13 protein-coding genes are annotated in these 22,662 nt (G+C 51.9%); 1 reads left to right on the top strand and 12 read right to left on the bottom strand.

The genetic code is table 11. The features are described from left to right. Positions 1 to 26 precede the first annotated feature (26 nt). From PG728_RS05215 to PG728_RS05205, 3 genes are all read right to left on the bottom strand, one after another. Positions 27 to 995, bottom strand: a complete 969-nt coding sequence (locus PG728_RS05215) for a hypothetical protein (protein ID WP_270626181.1) — start codon at positions 993 to 995, stop codon at positions 27 to 29. Continuing rightward, positions 992 to 3,808: a GDSL-type esterase/lipase family protein gene (locus PG728_RS05210; RefSeq protein WP_270626180.1), complete on the bottom strand. Its 2,817-nt coding sequence runs from the start codon at positions 3,806 to 3,808 to the stop codon at positions 992 to 994. The genes PG728_RS05215 and PG728_RS05210 overlap by 4 nt, the downstream gene beginning before the upstream one ends. Positions 3,809 to 4,105: 297 nt before the next feature. Next, a complete protein-coding gene (locus tag PG728_RS05205) occupies positions 4,106 to 7,768 on the bottom strand; it encodes an nSTAND1 domain-containing NTPase (protein WP_270626179.1) in 3,663 nt (1,220 codons plus the stop codon). Between the two features lie 298 nt (positions 7,769 to 8,066). Here PG728_RS05205 and PG728_RS05200 point away from each other — a divergent pair, with 298 nt between their 5' ends. Continuing rightward, entirely contained in the window at positions 8,067 to 8,744 is a 678-nt protein-coding gene (locus tag PG728_RS05200; RefSeq protein WP_270626178.1) for a sigma factor-like helix-turn-helix DNA-binding protein, read from the top strand. A gap of 100 nt (positions 8,745 to 8,844) precedes the next feature. On the opposite strand, the gene eno is transcribed toward PG728_RS05200, so the two are convergent. From eno to lysA, 9 genes are all read right to left on the bottom strand, one after another. After that, entirely contained in the window at positions 8,845 to 10,125 is a 1,281-nt protein-coding gene (gene eno / locus PG728_RS05195) for a phosphopyruvate hydratase (RefSeq protein WP_270626177.1), read from the bottom strand. 105 nt (positions 10,126 to 10,230) lie between these two features. Beyond that, positions 10,231 to 10,947 (bottom strand): hypothetical protein, encoded by a 717-nt coding sequence (locus PG728_RS05190; protein WP_270626176.1) that lies wholly within the window; start codon positions 10,945 to 10,947, stop codon positions 10,231 to 10,233. Between the two features lie 94 nt (positions 10,948 to 11,041). Then, on the bottom strand, positions 11,042 to 14,749 hold the full coding sequence (gene mfd / locus PG728_RS05185) for a transcription-repair coupling factor (RefSeq protein ID WP_270626175.1): 3,708 nt from the start codon (positions 14,747 to 14,749) through the stop codon (positions 11,042 to 11,044). 103 nt (positions 14,750 to 14,852) lie between these two features. Next, positions 14,853 to 15,470: a hypothetical protein gene (locus tag PG728_RS05180; protein ID WP_270626174.1), complete on the bottom strand. Its 618-nt coding sequence runs from the start codon at positions 15,468 to 15,470 to the stop codon at positions 14,853 to 14,855. A gap of 227 nt (positions 15,471 to 15,697) precedes the next feature. Continuing rightward, positions 15,698 to 17,404: a transcription termination factor Rho gene (rho, locus tag PG728_RS05175; protein WP_270626173.1), complete on the bottom strand. Its 1,707-nt coding sequence runs from the start codon at positions 17,402 to 17,404 to the stop codon at positions 15,698 to 15,700. Between the two features lie 214 nt (positions 17,405 to 17,618). Further along, positions 17,619 to 18,635 carry a homoserine kinase gene (gene thrB, locus PG728_RS05170; RefSeq protein ID WP_072510611.1) on the bottom strand — a complete coding sequence of 339 codons (1,017 nt, stop codon included), beginning with the start codon at positions 18,633 to 18,635 and terminating at the stop codon, positions 17,619 to 17,621. A 15-nt stretch (positions 18,636 to 18,650) separates the two neighbouring features. Beyond that, the gene (gene thrC / locus PG728_RS05165) at positions 18,651 to 19,754 is read right to left on the bottom strand and encodes a threonine synthase (RefSeq protein ID WP_270626172.1); all 1,104 of its coding nucleotides are present in this window, start codon (positions 19,752 to 19,754) and stop codon (positions 18,651 to 18,653) included. Between the two features lie 4 nt (positions 19,755 to 19,758). Then, positions 19,759 to 21,054 (bottom strand): homoserine dehydrogenase, encoded by a 1,296-nt coding sequence (locus tag PG728_RS05160; RefSeq protein WP_270626171.1) that lies wholly within the window; start codon positions 21,052 to 21,054, stop codon positions 19,759 to 19,761. 93 nt (positions 21,055 to 21,147) lie between these two features. After that, positions 21,148 to 22,533: a diaminopimelate decarboxylase gene (gene lysA / locus PG728_RS05155; protein ID WP_270626170.1), complete on the bottom strand. Its 1,386-nt coding sequence runs from the start codon at positions 22,531 to 22,533 to the stop codon at positions 21,148 to 21,150. Positions 22,534 to 22,662: the final 129 nt, after the last annotated feature.

Below are 22,662 nucleotides of genomic sequence, written 5' to 3'. Positions count from 1 at the left end.
CCCTATCGCCTGCTGGGTAACCAGCTCTATTTGCTGAAAGTGTCTTTAACGAAAGCAACTACGCTTTCTTGATTTATCACCGTATCCATACCCTGAACCTGCTGAGCCAACAAGTCGTAATAAATTTGGGTACGAAGATCAACTTTGACGCTGGGTGAGATAATCTTCCACTTTTCTTCTTCCGAGGAAAGCTTAGCAATTTCTTCACCAAAATCCCAGGCGTTAGCCAAATAGTGATCTTTAACCTGGCGGTCACTAACCCTCATCCCTGGGGCTTGTTCAGCATTGATATATTGGTCGCGCAAACCGCTGACGTATTTCGAAAGATAAACCGCTAAATCAGTTTGCTCGCCTTCGAAACTCTGATTCCTCCCGGCGGTTGCGGCCTCGCTTGCTGAGCTCCCCTCTCGCCAAGACTGCAGTGCCTCTTCCCAGGTGGGGGTGTTCATTTGTCCCCCTAGCACCGCCTGTTTATAGGCAGCGTGCTGCCCTTCTAGTAAATGCACAGCCAGGCAAGCAGCATATTCAGCCGGTTTGCTGGCGCTCGCGCAAAACTTTTTACTGACAGGTGAATACGCTTTTTGCACTACCAGCTGTTTACGTTCGTTCTCGGAGCTAGCCGTGGGGGCAGCGGTTAGACGGTTACATTTAGCTTGATTTTTTTGCCAAAAGTCAGCGCCAATAGAGTTTTCTTCGCTACCGCAAGCCGCTACCGCCTGGGATTTAACCTCTGAGAGGGCGTATTTAAACTCGGCAGCGCTCACCTTTTGCCCGGCGATAGTTACCCCTGGCAGTTGAGGTTTTTCTTTGGTCGCTTCGGTATCTGAGCGCAGCATCCCCACAGCCCAGATAACAGTCCCCACTAGAACACAAAGCGCTATCCCGATAAGTAAAGCGGCAGACGCCAACCTCCCCCCAGGAAACCTAGTGAGCCGTTTACGCTGATCCTTTAACTGATTTTTGGCTAACGCAGATTTGCCGGCACGCGATTTCATAGGCGCTTAAAACGTAGCGCTACCCCCGCACCCGCAAATAACGCGGCCGCCAACAGATACTCCCAGGGGGAAGAACCGGTGCGGGCAAGATTACCTGCGGTAACTTCGCTAGCGGAGAATTGCTGCTGAGGGCGATTCTTCGAGTTATCTAAAGAACCCGGCGTAGTCGGGTTAGCCTTTCCGGGATTACCGGTAGGTTTATCCGTTGGTTTATCACTAGCTTCCGGTTTAGGAGTATCAGTCCCTGGCTTAGGAGTGTCACCACCGGGATCTGGAGTTTCGCCCTCACCAGGTTTATCGGGCTGGCTGGGATCTACTACCGGAGGTTTAGGTTTATCGCAATCCAACTTTTCCCGAGTCGGAGCAGTCCAGCTCCAGATTGTTTGCGCCCCGGTCCGAATGACATATCCTGCTTCCGCTTCGGCTTTGATACGCAGAGTTTGTCCGTAATCATAGGTGAACATCCCACCAGCTTGGGGAGTTATTTCTTTACCATTTACAGTAACTGTATAGCGCACGCCCTCTTGTAGTTTTACCATCCCGGAGGGCTTTACGCTGCAGCTAACCGGGTCTTGAGCTGCACCATCAACATTTGAGGAAGCCGCCGGGGTTACCAGTTTGGCTGTGGGATCATAGTAGTTCAAAGCAGCGATTCTCCGCCCCTTGGGAGCGGGAATTCCCGATTCTTTGAGCAAGAACTTGCCTAGCAGCAACTGTCCTTTGTGATTCAAGCTACCCTGGCTATCAACAATGTCACCATAGTTAGTGTTCTTTGCTTGCAGCTTTTGGAAGTATTGGTGGGCGTCAATTGCCGGTACTTCCTGGTCAGCAGCTAACTGCAGCATCGCCTCGGAGTATTTGTCGGCCTCGGCGCTAGCTTCAGCAGGCGTAACTAGCACCACGCGGATTCCGTCTGTCTTCGCCTGGGCAACCAGCTGCTTGATATTGCTCTTAAAACTGTCAAGGGTTTCATAGGGCTGCCCGGCGGGATTTAGCGCATCGGGCATCAGGTATAGCACCTGCGGCTTATGCCGTTTTACCTGGCTGTCATAGGCGGCTCGCATTTTGGCAGTGGTCTGCCCCGGATAGGACGAATTCACTACGAAACGCGAGCGGGCGGCAAGCTGCAGCCCATTAGGGTTATTGTCACAACTATTACCGTTGCATTCCCAGCTCACCACTTCGTCAAAAACTTCGGTGGCGGATTTAGCGGAAATATTGCCCTCGCCCCCATAGATAGTGTCCGAACCTAAAAATACCCAGGTGTTGGGGGCACCCTTACCATTATGGATAAAGGGAGAAATCACCGAATTAACCGTCGGGGCACCGACCTGTTCGGCTATTTGCTGTTCGCTCAATACCTGATCCGAAACCGCTACGTAATCTAATACCCCGGAAAATGGGCTCTCGGGAGTGGGATTTGCCCCCACCCGCGCTGCGCACAAGGTTACATAATCTACCGAGAAGTTATTTAAGGTGAGGGCGTTAGCACCGGCAACTCCCGCACCTTTCAACGGCAGTACCTTTACTCCATCAAGATAATAGTCGGCAGTACCGTCAGTAATGTTTACGCTGACAGTATGGAATTTTCCGTCAGCGACGAGGGGCTTTTGTAAAGTGAAACCGTCAAGATTACCGGTTTTGAATTGACGCTGAACTTTGAACTTTCCCCCCTCCGCAATATCTAGGCGCAGCTGCAGATTAGAATCCTTGTCAGCAAAGGAAATAAGGGTTCCGGTCTGAGCAGAGGCGGCTTTGAAACGCACCGTAAAGTTCTGTTTCCCAAAGGATGCTACCTGAGCGGCTTGGTCATCTTTTATCTGCGGGGAGCAAGATTCGCTGGTGGTCTGGGCGTGATTGAACACCAGGTTTGCCTGATGTGGGGGCTGTTTCTTTAACACTTCGGGTACGTTTTGCATCACTGGTACCTCGGTGAGGGGACTTCCATAACGCTCGACAGATGCTTTGGAAGTATTGGCTAGCGCTGAATCTTCATTCCAAATATTCAACTGCTTTACCAGGAATTTTGCCCACTCCAGATAGCCTTGCGCACTGGGATGTACCCCATCGGCTTGCATCCAGCCGTCAGAGTTATCTGGCGCGTGCTCGGTTTGCCAGAACTTTTGGACATCCAGCAGAATCACTTTCTTTTCTGCTGCCACCTCCCGGACAGTGTCCATCCACGCATCGAAAGAGGCATGTCGCCCATCAGTAGGATAGTTTTGGGTTTGCAAAACCGGAATTGCCCCGGAGGCGCGAATCTGGTCAATAAAGTATTCGAGATTATGTCGGTAAGTTTTTTGTTCAACCCGTTCCTTGGCAGGGGCATTTACCGAATCATTCATCCCCAGAGCCAAAAAGACTACGTCAGCGCCTTTATCAAGGACAGATTGTTGGAAAGCTTGACGCAAATACCGGGTAGTCGAGTTAGCCACCCCGGTGTTCATCACTAAATCGTTAGTGCGTCCTATTCCATTAATGGGGGTCGAATGTAGATAAGAGTTGAAATACTCGCTGAAGCGCCGCAGCCCTTCACTGGTATTAGCGCCATGAGTTATGGAATCACCGGTAAATAGCCAGGAAATAGGGTTTTCTTCCCTCAGTTTGGCCTGTAGTTTTTCCCAATCAGCTAAGGACTGGTTAGCTGTAGAAGCGGTATTTTCAGGAGTATTAGCTTTAACCTGTGTGGGCATTACCCAGTTCGCAGCGGAAACAGTAGCAGCCCCGGCTGGGGTAGAAGACCCCACCCCGATACCAGAAAAAAGCATCGCTAAAGTTACGCTAGCTGCCGCTAAAGACTTCTTCATCTTCATATGTCCCCAGTATGCTTCGTTACCCGCTACTCGTTTAGATTAATCGCGAAAAATACTTACGCCCTAAAGCGTCTATCCTGCGAGATTCGGTAGCGAGTTAGTTGATCTTCGGCTTCCTTGCTTATTACTTGTCTAACTCTAACCTCACTTTTGGGGTAAGCCCCAAAAGCGCATGGTTACCCCATAATGCTATCAATACTTTTTACCCGCAGGAATGACCGATACCGGCGCGCACCCCGGGGTAGACCAACAGGAAGCTATCCCCAATACCGAACCAGACCAGGACGATAAGCCAGACTAATTTTCTTGTTCCCCACAGGGAGAGACCGGTTGCACTCCGGGAGCGACCGCGTTCCATTCTTGCCTGGTAATTTCCTTTCCCACCGTCTTGCAAACCTGTTTACGTGCCTCCGAAATGGAATGAGGGTACAAATTAGCCATCCCTTTATCCCCGCCAATCAGGTAACCAGCGGGGGTATCCGCGATAGCGTAGGGAATCTGGTTTATCTGAACTGAAAGATAAAGATTCTTTTCAGGAGAATCAATACTCCAAACCCAAAGTTTTTTATCCGAGGAAATACCAAATAGATATTTTTCGTCCAGGGTAATATCCAGTTCATTAACGGAAGCCTGTAAACCTCGTATCTGCGCTACCAGCCGCGGTTTCCCCGGATCTTTTACATCATTAACCGTAATTCGTCCTCCGGATTCACCCACATATAAATACTGACGTTTAGCGTCGTAGTAGAAGGCAGAAGCCAAGGATTCGGTCTTGATAGTACCTACCCTTTTAGGGGTGGCATCCATAGTAAATATCGCTACGGAAGCGTCCTCGGCAGCGGTAGCCAGCAGTCCCGTATTACCTAAAATCCGCATTAAATAATGCTGTCCTGGCAGTTCTCCGTACTGTTTCCAGCCGGCACCCTCCCAGTTAAGCAGGTAAACACCCAGCTCATCTGCTTTGGCGACCGCTGCGGTTTTATGATCACTAGACAGGCGGATTTCCCCAAGGAATTCATCACCAATTTTGGAAACAATAGGGCTTCCAGCACCGTCTTTACCTAATGGCCAAGTTAATAGTTCCCCAGATTGGGTACCGGTAACTAGAAACTGACCGTCCTCGGCTATCTCGGTGCGAGTAGCCGATTTTAATCCGGAGGGCATAACCGGATCTTTCATGCGCCGTAACCCATCTTTTTCGGTTTTGAAAAGGGCGGGAGTTTTTAAACGCCGAGAAACAAATACCCAGTTTTTTCGGTCAGTGTGAGAATCGATTAAATATCCGCCTTCATTAATAAGCGGCAGAACTGATTCGGGCCAATGCCGGAGCTGACCGTCTACGCTGCCAGTAATAATGCGTCCTCCAACTTTAGTGGCAGCAGTAACTATTTCTCGTCCTGGCAGGGAGGTGAGTTTACGCCCGGAACGATTCCAAATGGTGGTGGTAGTATCCGAGCAGCCGACGATTATCTTATCTTCGTCATATTCCAGGGTGTTCACAAAAGAATAGAATCCGTCCAGGCTGGCTAGGCTGTCGTTGTTTCCTTTGGCTTGCCAACGGCGAACTTGACGGCTGGTGAGCGCCACCCCGAGTTCTTCTCCGTCCGGAGAGAACTTTATATCTAGGGCGGAGCCTTCGCCAACAGCAAGCTGTTTGCTGTTTTGACCATTCATGTCACGCAGATAGATTTTCCCGGCTTGACCGCCGTAAGCGATTTGCTGCTGATCCGGTGAAATAGCCAGGGCGGTCACGGAGGTTGGGGTATCTAATTGGAATGAGGACGCCGGTTTGGGTTTATCAATCTGGTCTAGTTCCCACAAATTTACTTTTCCATTTAAAAAACCAAACCCTAAATACCGATTGGTTATAGCGGTCGAGTAGGCTACGTCCTCTGCCCCAAATTCGGCGATTCGGCGGGGCTTGGCAGTTATATCCCATAGGGAGGCAGTTTTTTGCCCCCCGACTGCCAGTAGGTTTCTACCTGCTATTTCTTTTAGCGCTAGGGTAAAAAGCTGTCCGGTACTTGCCGAGAAAGTTTCGGGTTTTGTTTTTATGTCTCCGCCGCGCCAGAGGCTAACTATCCCTTTGGAATCGGCACGCGCGATTACTTTGCCGTCCGCGCTACCGGCAACTCGCACTGTCCCGCCTTCGCCGAAGATACGTTCGGGGATGGGGACGGCGGTGGTTTCTATGAGGGCGGATCGGGCTTCTCTAGTGTTGGCGATATTTAGACCTGAGAGAGCGAATTGTGCCGCTAGATTGGTGTCGGAGGCTCCTAGCTCCCGCGAAATTAGCGCCATTTGCCGAGATTCTGCGTCTTTTTTGGAGGCGATTGCTTGTTTTTGATAGTGGGATGCTTGGAAAAATCCAGCTACGGTGGCTACTAATAGCACCCCGGCAACTGCGGCAATAACGGTAACCACTTGATTGCGGTGTCGCAGGGTTTTGATTCGTTTTTTCTGTTCTTCTTTTTGGCGGTTGGCTTCATGGCTGCAGGCAGCCAGGAATTGTTCTTCCTGATTGGTGAACGCAACATCATCAGGGACTTCTCGGTTTTCCCAAGCGTAATATAGGGAGGGGCGTAAAGCTTCGGGTGAGTTGTCGGATTCTACCCACAGCTGGGAGGCAATCTGAATTTGACGAACTAAACCTAGATTAATCCGCGACTCTTCAATCCACCCTTTTAGTTTTCCCCAGTTCGACAGCAGGGTGTCGTGGCTTATTTGAGTGGTGGCAGCATCAATTACTACTAAACGTTCACGACTTAAGCGTTCCAGGAGGTCAAGATAGTCTTGCGGTATATCTTTGAGCGCGATTACCCGCCGGGTAACCTGTCGCTGCCCAACAGCGACCATTGATAGCAGCAAGGAACGGAGCTGTCGGCGTTCCTGGGTAGATAGTTTTTCGTAAAACTCATCCGCGAGTTTTTCTAAGCTCCCTGCTAATCCTCCTACTGATAGGTAATCACTAACGGTTAGCACCGAGTTGTTAGTCGATTTCCAAATCATTAGCAGCAGGTTTGATAGCTGGGGAAGCACGCTTGCTTCCTCGGAGGTAGATTCTTGAATTTGCCGCAGTAACAGCTCTTTTAGCTCGGGAGCAATTTTTCGACCGGCATCGAGGGCGGGTCTAGAGATTATTTCTCCGTATTCGAGGACGCTGGGTGGGGTAACTATCAGCGGATTGGAGAGGGCGGGGGCAAAGCGGGCATCTTGTAAAAGTACTTCTAGGGCATCTGAACGCACTCCCAGTACCAGGATTTGGGTTTTTGCCACTTCGTTCAGGATGTCTAATGCGACTTTGACTTGATCGGGGTGAGCATTAGTGAAGTCCTCAAGTTGGTCTACTATTAATAACGAATTTGCAGGTAGATTGGAGGCTTTAGAATCTAACAGTGTTTGTTGCTTTTCAATAACTTCCCCCATTGACAGTAGACAGGGGTAATAATTCGCTAAGCGCCCTGAAGATTCGCACGATTTACCTACTAGACCAGCTGAGAGGAGCGAGGTTTTCCCAGACCCAGAGGCTCCTAATACCACCACCAGTTTGTTTCGCTTGCTTTGTACCGTAATAATCGCATTTTCTAAATCTGTCAGAAGTTTATCGCGACCATAAAACACGCTTTCGGTAAGGGCAATGTAAGGTGATAGTCCCTGGTAGGGGCAGCCAATCCATCCCTGTTTCGAGTGGGAGAGGGTTTCTAGGGTACGCTGCCAAAACTCGGTGTCTTCACTCGGGGTTAGCAAATCGAGGTCTTGTACCAGTCGCATGAAGCTGCTACGCAAAGCGGGAGTGGGAAGATGCGCTCCCTGGAGCCAGCCCTGCAAAGTGCTGGGTGCTAGGTCTAGTCGTTTCGCAAGGTCGCGAATGGAATATCCTTTTTCACCCGCTGCCGACTTTGCCTGACGGGCTTGATTCAAAATGGTTGCTAATTCCTGGGAAGAATATATTTCGAGCATCACTACACTTGTTACTAGTTTCCTACGGCGTCTATTGATTCTAGTTGATTCTGGTTAACAAACAGTCGTATTTTCCTAGGGTTTTAGTCCTAGATATTTTTGCGGAGCGCAAAGTTCAATCAGGTTCGGTCATGTACGAACCTGGAGATAAAAATAGGCCGCACAATGCTTCTACCTGCCCGTACATCATCTCACTTATCAGTCTGAACCAAAGGACACTAAGCATAAAAAATATTTATTCTAACGAATATCCCCCCCCCCGACAGAGGGTGTCTAATTTCTAAGACTGGAGAGGAAAATGGTTTTCGACATAGCGGTATTAGATGAACAACCCGCGATTGCCTTGGGGATAAGTGAGGTAGTTTCTTCCCGAAACGACTTGCGCTTTCTGGGAGGTTTTAGCACCGTAAGCGACTTCTTAGCTAAGTATCCCGAGCCTACTAACAAACAGAATCAGCAAATCACGGTAGTTTTAGCTACTCACTTAGCGGACAGTTCTAATCCCCTAGAGAATCTAGATAGCCTTTGTACCCTGGGATTTCGGGTTATATCTTATCTGCAACCCGCAGAGAGCTCTTTAGCCTCTCAGATTGGGAAGCGTCAGTGCTGCAACCAGGCTATATATAAAACCGAGCCGCTAACCAGTTTACTTAGCGTTTTACCCCATGATAGACAGTCTCCTCTTCACTCCTCGGAAAACAGGTTTTCCGATTCTGCTCGCCACCCGCACTCTAACCACCTAATCCTCAGTCCCAATGAGCGACGAGTTTTAGAACTATATGGAGCCAAAGGACTACCCGCTAAAATAGTTGCCCGCCAACTGGGTCTAACCAGGAATACCGTAAATACTTACGTCCAACGGATTCGTCGCGCCTACGCCGCCCAAGGACGTGCCGCAACATCTCGTATGGATTTGTTTCACCGCTTCCACGAGGACTTTCCCGACTATGAAGATACTGATGTAAATCTGGGCTAAACCAAAACATCAAAAAAAAGGGGTGGGTCGAAAGATATTTCTTTCGACCCACCCCGGATGTTTTAAGCTAATCGCCTATTAGCTGTATAGGTATTGCAAACTAGGCTTTAAAACGCGGGAATGCGTTCCGCCCAGCATATACAGCGGCCTCGCCCAGCTCGTCCTCGATACGGAGTAGCTGATTGTACTTCGCTACCCGCTCGCTGCGTGCCGGAGCACCGGTCTTAATCTGACCGGAGTTAGTGGCTACCGCCAGGTCAGCGATAGTTACGTCCTCCGTCTCGCCACTGCGGTGAGAAGTCATGGACTTGTAACCGGCGCGGTGAGCATCCTCAACCGCCTGTAGGGTTTCAGTCAGGCTGCCGATCTGGTTTACCTTAACCAGCAGAGCGTTAGCTACGCCCTCTTTAATGCCGCGAGCCAGACGCTCCGGGTTGGTTACGAACAGGTCATCGCCGACCAACTGAACCTTGTCACCGATGTGCTCGGTCAAAGCTTTCCAAGCATCCCATTCGTCCTCCGATAGCGGATCCTCGATAGAAACAATCGGGTACTTGGCGACTAGTTCGTCATAGTACTTCACCATGTAATCAGTGTCGCGAGGCTCGCCCTCGAACAGGTACTTGCCATCTTTGAAGAACTCGGAAGAAGCCACGTCGAGAGCCAAAGCCACATCTTTACCCGGCTCGTATCCGGCTTTCTTGATCGCCTCACAAATCAGGTCGAGAGCTTCCGCATTGGAGTCCAGATTGGGGGCGAAACCGCCCTCGTCACCCAGGCCAGTCGATAGACCACGATCTTTAATAACGCCCTTCAAAGTGTGGTAGACCTCGGCGCCCATACGGAGAGCTTCCGCGAAAGAGTCAGCACCAATAGGGGCAATCATGAACTCTTGAATATCCACATTGGAGTCAGCGTGAGAACCACCGTTCAAAATGTTCATCATCGGAACCGGCAGCACGTGGGCATTAGGACCACCCAGATACTTGAAGAGGGACACCCCTGCTTCCTCCGCGGCGGCATGAGCAACAGCCAAAGAAACACCCAAAATAGCGTTAGCGCCCAATTTGCCTTTGTTGGCAGTGCCGTCCAAATCCATCATCATCTGGTCGATCGCGCGCTGATCAAAAGCATCTTCACCGATTAGCTCCGGGGCAATATCATCCATTACCGCGTTAACCGCATCCTGAACGCCTTTACCCAGGTAACGACCTTTATCGCCATCCCGGCGTTCTACGGCTTCAAAAGCGCCGGTAGAAGCCCCGGAAGGAACGGAAGCACGGGCTGAAGCACCCGAATCCAACAGTACTTCCACCTCAACGGTGGGATTTCCCCGAGAATCAAGAATTTCACGGGCATTAATAGCAACGATTAGTGACACGGTCACGCTCCTTATAGATTTTGTTGATCACTTAACTACAGTCTACTGGAAGTAAAGGACGTCAGCAGGTTGCAAAAGTCCCTTTTTTAGGTGCTGACAGAAAACTTAGTTTCCACCTTGATTCGCCTGAGGAACCTGGTTACGCAAAGTCTGTTCGGCGTTAGCAATTCCTTGCAGATTAACTCCCGCTGTTACATCTGGCTCCACCACCGGTATCCCGGTTTGCCCCGCTAAAACCTGGGTTAGCACTTTGCTGGTTTTCATGCCCTGTGTCTGTTTACCAGCCTGTTCATAGGCAGCCGAGAACTTTGATTCCAGCCGCTTAAGTAGTTCGGGAGAAACAGCGCCCTGCTGGGCATCAACCGAAAACTTTTGCAAGCGCAAAAAATCAATCGTAGAGGCAGAAAAATCCCCATCTAGTAAAGCGCCTTGTTTTACCTGTCCCTCTACCCATTTGCGAATATCGCTCTCGGTATAACCAGCCTGGTTACTAAGTTCCTGCTTGGCAACTTTAACTACCGGCGCCGAGGACGCAAGATTAACCGGTAACACTTTTCCGCCCTCTAAAGCCGTCCAAACCGCTTGCGGATAAACGTCAGTTCCAAGGGCATTATTAACCTGTGAACGTAGCTGACTCACCTGGCTGACCTGCCCAGATTGTTGCGCAGCTGTCGGGCGCGCCGCGTTCAGTTCCGCAGCGACCTTATCTGCCGAAAAATCATCACCAGCTTTCCCAGAGCTAGCTCCACAAGCACTAAGCCCCATTCCCAGTAAAGCAACGCCAGCGCCTATGCCGACAGCTCGAATCAACTTGTTGTACATAAATCTATCCTTCTTCAGCAGATTCCTACTTTTAGCTTACCAATAGCGAGGACGTACCGGCATTTTCGGTGTCCTAGCGCCTATCTGAAAAGCTTTACCCAATTTCAGCACTGTTACCTGAAGCTTTCCCAAAAGGAGTAATCACATTGTCTAATAGTTTCTCTACCCACTGCGCTAAAGGTTCATCATGCAGCGCCCCCTGTCCCATTTTTTCTCCCTTAGGAGCTGGCACCAAAATCTGTCTAACTGCCGGTTTAATCACCGTTCCCGGATGCAGCCGCTTTATCCGCAGCATTTGTGAATCTGCTAGCTGCACGGGAGCCAAACGCACAAAACGTCCCTGTGCCACAATTTCTTTAATCCCTAGGGCGCGCGCAGCCATCCGCAGCCTAGCCACCCTAAACAGTAGCTGAACATTTGCGGGCGGCGCTCCGTAGCGGTCAGTCATTTCTTCTTTAACCGCCTTTAACTCACTTGGCTGGCGCACATTAGAGAGTTTTTGATACATCTCTAGGCGCAAACGTTCTGACTCCACATATTCGGGGGGAATATGGGCATCAATTGGCAGTTCAATCCGTACCTCAGATTCGTCCTCATTATCGTTAGGTTCATCTTTAAACCCTTGCACCGCCTCGGAAACCATCCGGATATACAGGTCAAAACCAACCCCGGCGATATGTCCGGACTGTTGTCCACCGAGCAGGTTTCCGGCTCCGCGAATCTCCAAATCCTTTTGGGCAACCGCTGTCCCCGCCCCTAAATCAGTATTAGCGGCTATGGTTTGCAGACGTTCTTGTGCGGTTTCAGTTAGCGGTTTATCGCCCGGATAGAAGAAATAGGCATAAGCGCGTTCCCGCCCGCGCCCTACTCGTCCTCGTAACTGGTGTAGTTGGGAAAGCCCCATCCGATGTGCCCCGGAAACAATCAAGGTATTAGCGTTGGAAATATCTAGCCCAGTTTCCACAATCGTGGTGCAAACTAGCACATCAGCCTGGTGGTTCCAGAAATCAACCATTACTTGTTCCAGTTGCTTTTCATGCATTTTGCCGTGCGCCACCACCACTCGCGCCTCCGGAACAAGCTCACTGATGTGGGCAGCTACGCGGTCGATGGATTCGACTCGATTGTGGACATAAAACACTTGCCCATCTCGCAAAAGTTCCCGCCGAATCGCTGCTTTCACCTGTTTATCATGGTGGATACCAACAAAAGTTAATACCGGATGGCGTTCTTCAGGCGGGGTTGAAAGGGTCGAAAGTTCGCGAATCCCAGTCACCGCCATTTCTAAGGTACGCGGAATCGGGGTGGCCGACATAGAGAGCACATCCACATTAGTGCGCAGAGCCTTCAAGGTTTCTTTATGTTCCACCCCGAAACGCTGCTCTTCGTCAATAATCACCAGTCCCAGGTTTTTGAACGCCACTTCCCCAGTTATCAGGGAATGTGTGCCAATCACCATCTCAATTTCGCCATTGCGCAGCGCGGTTTTAACTTCCCGGGATTCTTTGGGGGTAGAAAATCGCGACAGCTGCCCCAGTCGGATAGGAAAGGGGGCAAAACGGTCACTAAAGGTCTCAAAATGTTGTTTTACCAGCAGTGTGGTCGGCACTAGCAGCGCAACCTGAAATCCCTCTTGGATAGCTTTGAAGGCCGCGCGCACCGCCACCTCGGTTTTACCGAATCCTACATCTCCGCTGAGCAGCCTATCCATGGGAATCGGTTTTTCCATATCTGCTTTAACTTCATCAATGGTGGCCAGCTGATCAGGAGTTTCGTTATATTCAAATGCGTCCTCGAGTTCCTTTTGCCAGGGAGTATCGGGACCAAAAGCGTGTCCTTTAGTGGCTTGGCGAGCAGCGTAGAGCCTAACAAGTTCCGCCGCGATTTCCCGGGTGGCTTTACGGGCGCGATTCTTGGTTTTCGCCCAATCCGCTCCCCCCATTTTGTTTAGCTGCGGGGTATCAGAGCCGGCATAGCGGGAAACCAAATCCAGTGAGTCGGTGGGTACATAGAGCCGGTCACCAGCTTGTCCGCGCCGCGAAGGGGCATACTCCAACACGAGATATTCACGGGTAACTGCGTCTTGACCTTTACCGATAGTTCGTTTAATCATCTGCACGAAGCGTCCCACCCCGTGTTGGGTGTGCACCACATAGTCTCCTGGTTTTAGGGATAAAGGATCGACTATGGTGCGCCTGGCACGACTGGCAAGTTTGCGGGGAGCTTGCGCCGAGCGCGGGGAGCGACCGGTCAGGTCAGCTTCGGTCAGCAACAACAGTCGCGAAGATTTTAAGGTAAATCCACTGGCGATTCTGCCGGTAGTAACTTTGACACTGCCTTTTTCGATTTCTAAGGACGTATCTAGGGTTTCTACTGTTTTAGCCCTTAGCCCCGCCTCGGTTAGGTTAGTGGCAAATCGGCTGGCCAGTCCCCGGCCCGAACAAGACAAAACCACCTGCCAACCGGCATTTAGATATTGATTTAGGTCTTTTACTGCCTGGTCGATATGTCCGCGATAGCCTTTCGAGGCTCGTGCCCCCAAATCGCTTTGTCCGCTATATACATAGGTAGGGCGGGTAGTTTCACTTAAACCATCTGCTTGCGGAGCGGTGTCGATTTCTGTCTTACCGGTTAGCTCTGTTGCTTCCTCGCCTGTAGGGTTGGCACTGTTTTCCTCCCCGGATTCGCTGGCTATTATTTCGGCACTGGGCAGTCCAGTTAGCTCCCACCAGCCTAAACCTTTCTCACGTGCCTCTTGGTTGAAATCGTTGAGGCTTTGCAGCGCCCGGGAAGCGTGGATAGGGATTTTTCCTCCGCCAGCGGCGGCTTGCCAAGCTGCTTGCTCGAATTCTTGGGAGGTTTCCAAAAGATCGGCGGCTCTACGAGCTACTTTGCCCGGTTCGTCAATCACGATGGTGGTGTCGTTTGAAAGCAGTGAGTTCACAGTCTGTAACCCACCGACCAGTACCGGAGCTAGGGATTCCATGCCTTGTACCGGGATTCCCTGGCTGATTAGCTCTAACATATCGGCTACTCCCGGCAGGGAGGATTGCAGCTCACTAGCGCGTTGCTTTACCTGGTCGGTTAGCAGCAGTTCCCGGCAGGCGGGAGCCCACACTCCACTGGTGCTTTCTTCGATAGTTCGCTGGTCAGAGAGGGAAAAGTAGTTTACTTCCTCTAGGGTGTCACCGAAGAAATCTAGACGTTGCGGGTGGGGTTCACCGGGAACAAATACATCTAGGATTCCTCCTCGCAGTGCGAATTGTCCACGGGAAGCGACTAAATCGGTTTTTTCATATCCCAGTTCCAGTAGCCGCGTTGCCAGCTCCTCTAGAGGATAGTCTTCACCCTCGGATATTTTTAGGGGTTCAATTTCGGATAGCCCGGCTATTACCGGTTGTAGTAATGCCCGGATGGGGGCGATGAGGACGCGGATTGCTTCTGCGCGTTCTCCCGGTTTTTCGGGGTGGACGAGACGGCGTAACACTGCGATCCGCTGCGCCATAGTGTCGGCGCGGGGAGACAGACGTTCGTGGGGCAAGGTTTCCCAGGAAGGAAAACGTGCCACTTGCGGCATATATCCTGATATTTCTGCTTCTGCTTGTTCGGCTGCTCTGCCCGATGCGGTTACGTACAAGATTAGTCCCCGCGAGTTTGGCGTTTTGGTTTGCGCTGCGGCCGCGGCTAGAGCCGGTCTAAGTCCGGGGGGACAGTATAGAGATTTAGCGCTAGTGGGCTGGGAAAAGAACTCTTTAGCTACCGGTTCGTTAGCTATTTTTTCGACAATGGCTTGCAGACTCATCGTTACTATCCTAGATGAGAGCGCTGCCGAGTTCCCTATCGCCTCTAATACGTACAGTTGAAACTGTTAGCGACCATGACCTGATAAATGGGCTGGGAGATGTTTAGGAAGTGTAAACGTCGAAGTGGTTGCCCCGGGTACCCCGGTCATAGACTTTTCCCGGCCCGCCAAAGGGAGTGTTTATAACGGTGCCTTTCGGGGCATCATTGGCGAGCACAATATAGCCGTCGGCGTCAGCTACATATCCGTTAGCATTCACGTGGCGACCGGGAATCCGCAGTCCCCCACCGGGGAGGACTTTTTGGGAATAATAGGTGAATTTGTATCCACCCCAGTGAACTACGCCGGCTCTGCGTAAGGCTGCCAGGGAATATTGCGCGCTGGAAGCACTGGCTCCGCCGGTGTTTGCCCGGGTAGTAGTTTGCGGGGTTTCGCTGCTTACCGTGCTGGTAGTATCGGTTTTTTCGGTTTTGGGGGATTCGTCTATGACTTTAGCGCTAACTTTTTCAAAACCGTATTCTCCGCTTGCCTGGGCTACCGGGTTGGTATCGGTGATGGTTTGCGCTGTTGTTTCCGGTACTGGCTGTCCGGCCGGTAGCGAGGAGGCGTGAATAGCCACTGCACCGGAGGTACCGAGTGCTCCCGCAATAACAGCGGTAGCCAGTCCCACTTGCCAGAGTAGATGTCGGAATGGTTTTTCCTTTTGGCTGTGACGTCCCACGATTATCCCATTCAGTAGACAAATCACCTGACCGGTTCGACCAGGCGAAAATCAGTCTAAACCAATATGCAACCATTTCGCTACCAAATCGTTATATTCGTAGCGACTGCCACAGTTTTAAGCTATAAACCCCTATCTAAAACTTTGTGCCCCGCCGGGATTCCGGCGGGGCACAAAGGTGAGCTAGTAAACGAATTCCCAGAAAAGAATTCGCTTGAAACTGTCAGTTAAACTTGGGTGCTCATCTTGGCAATCATCATCAAGAACTCCGCATTAGAATTGGTGCTCTTGAGTTTAGAAAGCACAAATTCGCTGGCTTGCTGCGGCTCTAAGGCGCTGAGCATTCTCCGCAGCTTCCAGGTAACTTGCAGTTCTTCCTTATTAAGCAGCAGTTCTTCGCGGCGAGTACCCGAGGCGTTCACATCGACCGCGGGGAATAGGCGTTTATCAGCCAGCTGGCGCGACAGGCGCAGTTCCATATTGCCGGTGCCTTTAAACTCTTCGAAAATAACTTCGTCCATCTTGGAGTTAGTTTCCACCAAGGCGGTAGCCAAAATAGTCAGCGAACCACCGTTTTCGACGTTACGCGCTGCCCCAAAGAATTTCTTGGGTGGGTAAAGCGCAGAAGCGTCCACACCACCGGACAGGATTCGTCCCGAGGGCGGAGCCGCCAAGTTATAGGCACGCCCCAAGCGAGTAATTGAATCCAGCAGTACCACCACATCTTTACCTAGCTCCACCAGGCGTTTTGCCCGTTCAATTGCCAGTTCGGCTACCGAAGCATGATCAGAGGCAGGACGGTCAAAGGTCGAAGCAATAACCTCACCCTTTACCGTACGCTGCATATCGGTGACCTCTTCGGGTCGCTCATCAACCAGCACCACCATCAGGTGACATTCCGGATTATTAGTGGTGATAGCGTTGGCAATCTGCTGCAAAATAATAGTTTTACCGGCTTTAGGAGGAGAAACAATCAACCCGCGCTGCCCCTTACCAATCGGGGCAATCAGGTCAATAATCCGCTGGGTGGGATTCTTGGGATTGTTCTCTAGACGCAGCTGCTCATTCGGGTACAGCGGCACCAAATCTTTGAACTGAGTACGCGCCCGCGCGTCCTCGACACTCATTCCATTAACGGCATCCAACCGTACCAGGGCATTGTATTTTTGTCGCCGATTATTATCGCCCTCTTTCGGAGGACGAACTGCGCCCTGTACCGCATCGCCGGAACGCAATCCCCAACGGCGTACTTGCCCCAAGGTGACATAAACATCGTTAGGACCGGCTACATAGCCGGAAGTACGCACAAAGGCATGGTTACTTTGGACATCCAGAACCCCCGCGATTGGCAGCAATTCTTCATCATTTTCTTCGCTGTCCTCTTCGCGGTTATCAATTTTAACGCGACCAGCACGCTCGGTACGATTATTTTCATTCCAATTATCGTCACGATGCCGGTTGCGGTCACGGCGCCGGTTCCGTCGTCCGCGCCCCCGACCGTCACCACGGTCTTCATCATCAGCATTAGGTAAAGCAATTTCGTCTACTGAACGCGGTGCGTCCTCGCCAGATTGGGCAGACTTGTCTTGATTACGAGACTTGCGGTTGGCTTGCTGTGCCAAATCCTGTTTTAACTGTTCTTTCGCGTCTTCTTTTGCATCTAAATCTTGACGCACAGCACCGTGACGGCGCGGTTTACGCCCTCGCATCTGTCTTGGCTGACCGGACAGTGTCTCTTTATTTTCAGATGCCGATTCCCCTGATTGGGTAGCTCCAGCATTTGCGGACTGAGCGGATTGAGCCGCGGTAATTTTTTCGATTAGCTCATTTTTACGCAGCCTAGAAGTCCCACGAATCTGCAGTTTTGTTGCTAATGCTTTTAGCTGATCTAGTTTCATAGCACCAAGCTCATTAGCATTCTCGTTTGTGCTCACAAACTTTCCTTTTGAATGTAGGTATGACGCAAACGCGTCTGGATAATTTTTACCGAGAAAAATCGGCGTGAGTTTTGAAGACTAGAACTAAGCTTTTCAATCGGTATTCCGCTGATTGCTTTCGCCTTCGTGCATTTAGCCTACCAGGATTTTGCAGCAGTAGGTAACTGCGACACAGTGAGCCTGACCATTCCCCTATTTACAGGGATTTTAGTTATAGTTCCCGCACCCCGCGCATGTCTAACTCTAGGGTGCGCACTCTCCAACCCGCTTTCTCAGCTTGCGATTTCACCTGGTCATTTACATTCGCTAGCACCAATACACACGGCCCTGCCCCAGAAATAACCGCCGGTAACTGCTGAGCACGCAACCAATACATTAAATCAACCGAAGCGGGCATAGCGGCACGACGATAGTTTTGATGTAAATAGTCCGTGGTGGCAGCCATTAACAGCTCAGGATGATTTTCCAGGGCGCACACCAGCAGCGCCGCGTTAGCCACATTTTTGGCGGCATCCACATGAGGAACTTGTTCCGGAAGCAAAGAGCGCGCCTGGGAAGTATCCAACTCGAAATCCGGGATAAACACGGTAGGTCGCAAATCGTATTGATTCTTGATTTTCAGTGCCCAGGTTTTTGGAAACTCACTTGCCAGAACCGGTTTATTCCCCTCAGATTGCCCTGCAATTTCTTCCTGTTCACCTGCCCCCATTTCTAAAAATGGGGAGCTAAGTTGCCGGGTAGTGGCAGTTTCCTCGCTAGAAGTACCCTCGATTCCGGATACGGTAATCCCCCCATAAATCGCCGGTGCCAAGTTATCGGGATGCCCCTCTAGATAGGTCGCAATTCGCAACATAGTATCGTTATCAAGCGCTTCCGGTTCGGCAATAATTGCCCGCACCAGGGCAAGACCACTAACGATTGCAGACGCTGATGAACCAAGACCGCGCGATTGGGGAATCTGATTTTCTTGCCACAGGGACACCCCCACTTGGGATGCCCCTACCGCATCTAGCCCCAAGCGGATAGCCCGCACTACCAGGTGATTTTCGTCCTCCGGCAGTTTGTCTTTGCCTTGACCCCGCACGTGCACCTGGGTGGCTCCGGCAGTAGCGCGAAAACGTACTCGATCATGCAGGGAAAGCGCTAGTCCCATACAGTCATATCCGGGTCCCAGATTAGCCGAGGTGGCAGGAACTTTTACTTCCGCCTCGTCCTTAACAATCCGCATCTTGCTTGGTTCCTGTTATTTCAAGTCGAGGGCGGTGAGGGCGGCCTCCAAGGTGGGCGCGATTACCTGCGGGTTAATATCGCAATCCCCCAAAGCAGTCGCGGTATCTTTCAAACCGTTTCCAGTCACCGTACACACAATAGTCGCATCCTCGGGTACTTTACCTGCGCCAGCAGCCCACAGCAGTCCCGCAACCGAGGCCGCGGAAGCTGGTTCCACAAAAATGCCGGTATCGGTTGCTAACCGTGCCTGGGCAGCTAAAATATCTTCATCACTGACCGCAGTAATAAAACCGTGGGAATCGTCCCGCGCTGCCGATGCATAATCCCAGGAAGCCGGGTTGCCGATTCGGATGGCGGTCGCCACGGTTTCCGGGTTGTCAATCGGGTGTCCAGCAACGAAAGGCGCAGCCCCTTTAGCCTGGATACCCCACATTTGCGGAACTTTACTGGCGCGCGCCTGCCCTAGTTTAGTTTCTTTTTCCAAGGAGGCGTCGGTGCGCCGACCAGCGTATTCGTTATATCCCATCCAGTAGGCGGAAATGTTTCCGGCATTTCCAACCGGGAGAACATGAATATCGGGAGCATCCCCCAAGAAATCAACAATTTCAAAAGCCGCAGTTTTTTGTCCTTGCAGGCGGTAGGGGTTAATCGAGTTTACTAGAGCTACCGGATAGGATTCGGTGAGCTGGCGGGTAATAGTCAGGCATTGGTCAAAGTTTCCATCCACTGCCACCAGTCGCGCCCCATGCACAATTGCTTGCGCGAGTTTTCCGGCAGCAATCTTCCCGGCAGGCAGGATTACCGCGCATTCCAGACCAGCCTTTGCAGAATAGGCAGCGGCCGAAGCCGAAGTATTGCCGGTAGAGGCACAAGCCACCATTTTTTGCCCACTAGAGAGCACCTTGGTAATGGCCATGGTCATACCACGATCTTTAAAAGAGCCGGTAGGGTTCATGCCCTCGACCTTGATATATACCCGTGCCCCCACCTCGTTAGACAAATCATCGGAGTAGACCAGCGGAGTGCCGCCCTCTTGTAAGGTGACGATTGCTTCCTCCTCGCTAATGGGGAGCCAATCGCGATATTCGTTGATTATTCCCTGCCACAGATGCGCCATCTTGCTAGCCCTCCATACTGATTACTTGAATTACTTGGCTCACCGGCTCGGCGGCTTCCAAATCTTTCACCGTCAAGTCTATGTCTCCCGCACTAGCCCAGTCACTCGACAAAGAAACAATCGCTTTCCCGGATTTAGCGTCACTGCGTTGACGCACCTGTTCGATAGAAATCCCGCGGCGAGCAAAAATCCCTGCTACCTCGGCTAATACCCCGGTTACGTCCTCGACCTGCAGACGGATACTGTACTTGGAACTCACCTGCTCAGCTGGCATTTGTGGCAAATCAGCATAGGCGGACTCGCGCGGGGCGCTGCCGCCGGAAACTAGGTGGAAGGCAGCGGCCACCACATCGGAGAGCACGGCGGAAGCGGTTTGTACCCCGCCGGCGCCTTGACCGTAGAACATTAGCCTGCCCGCGGCCTCGGCATCAATCACAATCGCGTTGAAGGCTCCTGCGATGCTTGCGAGCGGATTCTCTGGTTTCACCAATACCGGCTCCACCCGGCAGGATACGCATTCGCGTCCTTGTTCATCTTGCGCGAGCTGGGCAATCGCCAACAGCTTAATGGTGCGTCCCGACTCTTTGGCGTCAGCAATATCGTCCGCGGTAATACTGCGAATCCCTTTCACCGCTACCTGATCTAGGGAAACCCGGGTGTGGAAAGCTAGCTGCGCGAGTAGGGCGCATTTGGCGGCGGCATCTAACCCATCAATATCGGCGGTCGGGTCAGCTTCGGCGTATCCGAGTTCTTGGGCAGTAGTAAGCGCTTGTTCGAATGACCAGCCTTTCTTTTCCATCTGGTCAAGCATGTAGTTGGTGGTGCCATTAACGATGCCTTGCACCACTTGGACGCGATCGCCAGCTAAGGATTCGCGCAGGCCGTAAACCACGGGAATGGCTCCGGCAACTGCGGCCTCATAGTAAAGGTCGGCTTCACGCTCACGGGAGAGGTCAAACAGTTCCGGACCGTGTTGGGCGAGGAGGGCTTTATTCCCGGTTACCACGGATTTTCCAGCTTCGAGGGCGCGGGTAATGTAGGTGCGCGCTGGCTCAATTCCCCCGATTAGCTCGATTACCAGGTCAGCCTGGTCAATCAAAGGCTCTGCCTGGTCGGTAAGTAGGTCGCGACTAATAAAATCGGGGCGGGGAGCAGCCATATTATTTACACAAATACCGATAATCTCCAGGTTGGCTCCACACCTCGCCTGATAATCAGCGGCGCGTTCTTGCAGTAGACGCACTACTTGCGCCCCCACAGTTCCGCACCCAAGTACTGCTATTTTCACCGCTTGCTTCATGTTCACCCTCTTTTCACCACTTTCGACGAAGCTTTTACCCGCCGGGGTTTTCTACTCTAACGGTTATTGGAGTTCGAGCGCTCCGAAGATTTGTCACTGAGATAAACCGGTGGCTCCGGTATCCAGACGCAGTAGGTCATCCACGGTTTCTCGGGCAACGATATAGCGCGGAGCCGCTTTACGGCTCAGCCCGATTACCCCGGGACGGGGAACCAGATTGTAGTTCGAGGCCATTGCCCGCCCATAGGCTCCAGTAGCCGGGATTACCAGTAAATCACCAGCGCGAATATCAGCAGGCAGGGCAATCTCGGGCACTAAAATATCCCCGGATTCGCAATGCATACCCACTATGCGGCAGCTAGCAGCAGGGGCATCAGAAAGGCGCGAAGCTAGGGTCGCTACATATCCGGCATCGTAGAGGGCGGGGCGAATATTGTCGCTCATGCCCCCGTCTACGCTCACGTATTTGCGGATGCTACCGTCCTCTAGCTGCACATCCTTGACCGTTCCCACCTGGTAGAGGCTCACGCATACCGGACCGGCTAACCAGCGCCCCGGTTCAATCGAAATATGGGGAATGTCGGTGCCTGCCTGCTCGCAGGCTTTCTTTACCGAGGCCGCCAGGGAGAGCGCATATTCACTGGCGCTGGGCACGTCCTCGCCCTGATAGGAGATAGCTAGCCCCCCACCCAAATCCACTTCGGGGACGGCTTCACCCAGCTTTTGCACCTGCGCGCGGAAAGCCAGCAATCGGTCGGCTGCTACTTGGAAAGATTCTAGATCTTTGATTTGGGAACCGATATGGGAATGCAGCCCTACTAGCTTTAGATTGGGGGCGGCAATAATCTTTTTAACTGCCTGGAGGGCGGCTCCCGATGCCAGGGAGAGGCCGAATTTTTGATCCTCGTGGGCGGTGGCGATAAAGCTGTGCCCTCCGGCGTGTACCCCGGTGGTTACCCGCACCATCACCGGCGCGGTGGTGTTTTCGCTCTCACTTAGGGACTGTAATAGGTCAATTTCGCCCAGGGAATCTACGATAATCCGCCCAATACCGCGGCGCAGCGCCAGGCGCAGAGATTCGAGGGATTTATTGTTGCCGTGTAGCCCGATTTTCTTGGGGTCAGCTCCCATCGCGGGATGGAGCGCTACCGAAAGTTCCCCCAGACTGGCGGTATCTATCCCCATCCCCGCCCTGGTGAGGGCATCCCCTAAAGCGGTACACAGGAAGGCTTTGCCCGCATAATAGACGCTGGCACCGGAAAATCCGTAGCCTTCCCAGAACTCTTCCGCCATCGCCGAAGAAATGGTTTCGGCGCGAGCCGCGAAATCATCCAGGTCAAACAGGTAGGAGGGGGTGGCGAAACTTTGCGCCAGGTCAGTTACTTTTTGTCCGGCAAAAGATAACTGTCCGTCCTCTTCCCGCCGGGTTCCCCACGGCCAGAGCACCGGATTGTCGGCAGGTTCAGGGCAAGTGAGCATCGGGAGCACCTTTCAAGGATTCTGATTGGTAGGAAACCGAGGTTACATTCGCTAAATTATTGCCCAGCTGGCAACTCTTTCAAAACCGTCCATTAAGAAAGACACTCCTTATGGAGGCGATATTCTTTG

This window comes from Varibaculum timonense (assembly GCF_027694345.1).
GTDB lineage: Bacteria > Actinomycetota > Actinomycetes > Actinomycetales > Actinomycetaceae > Varibaculum > Varibaculum timonense_A.
The sequence above is the reverse complement of the archived record's forward strand: the minus strand, read 5'-3'. Positions and strand labels throughout refer to the sequence as shown.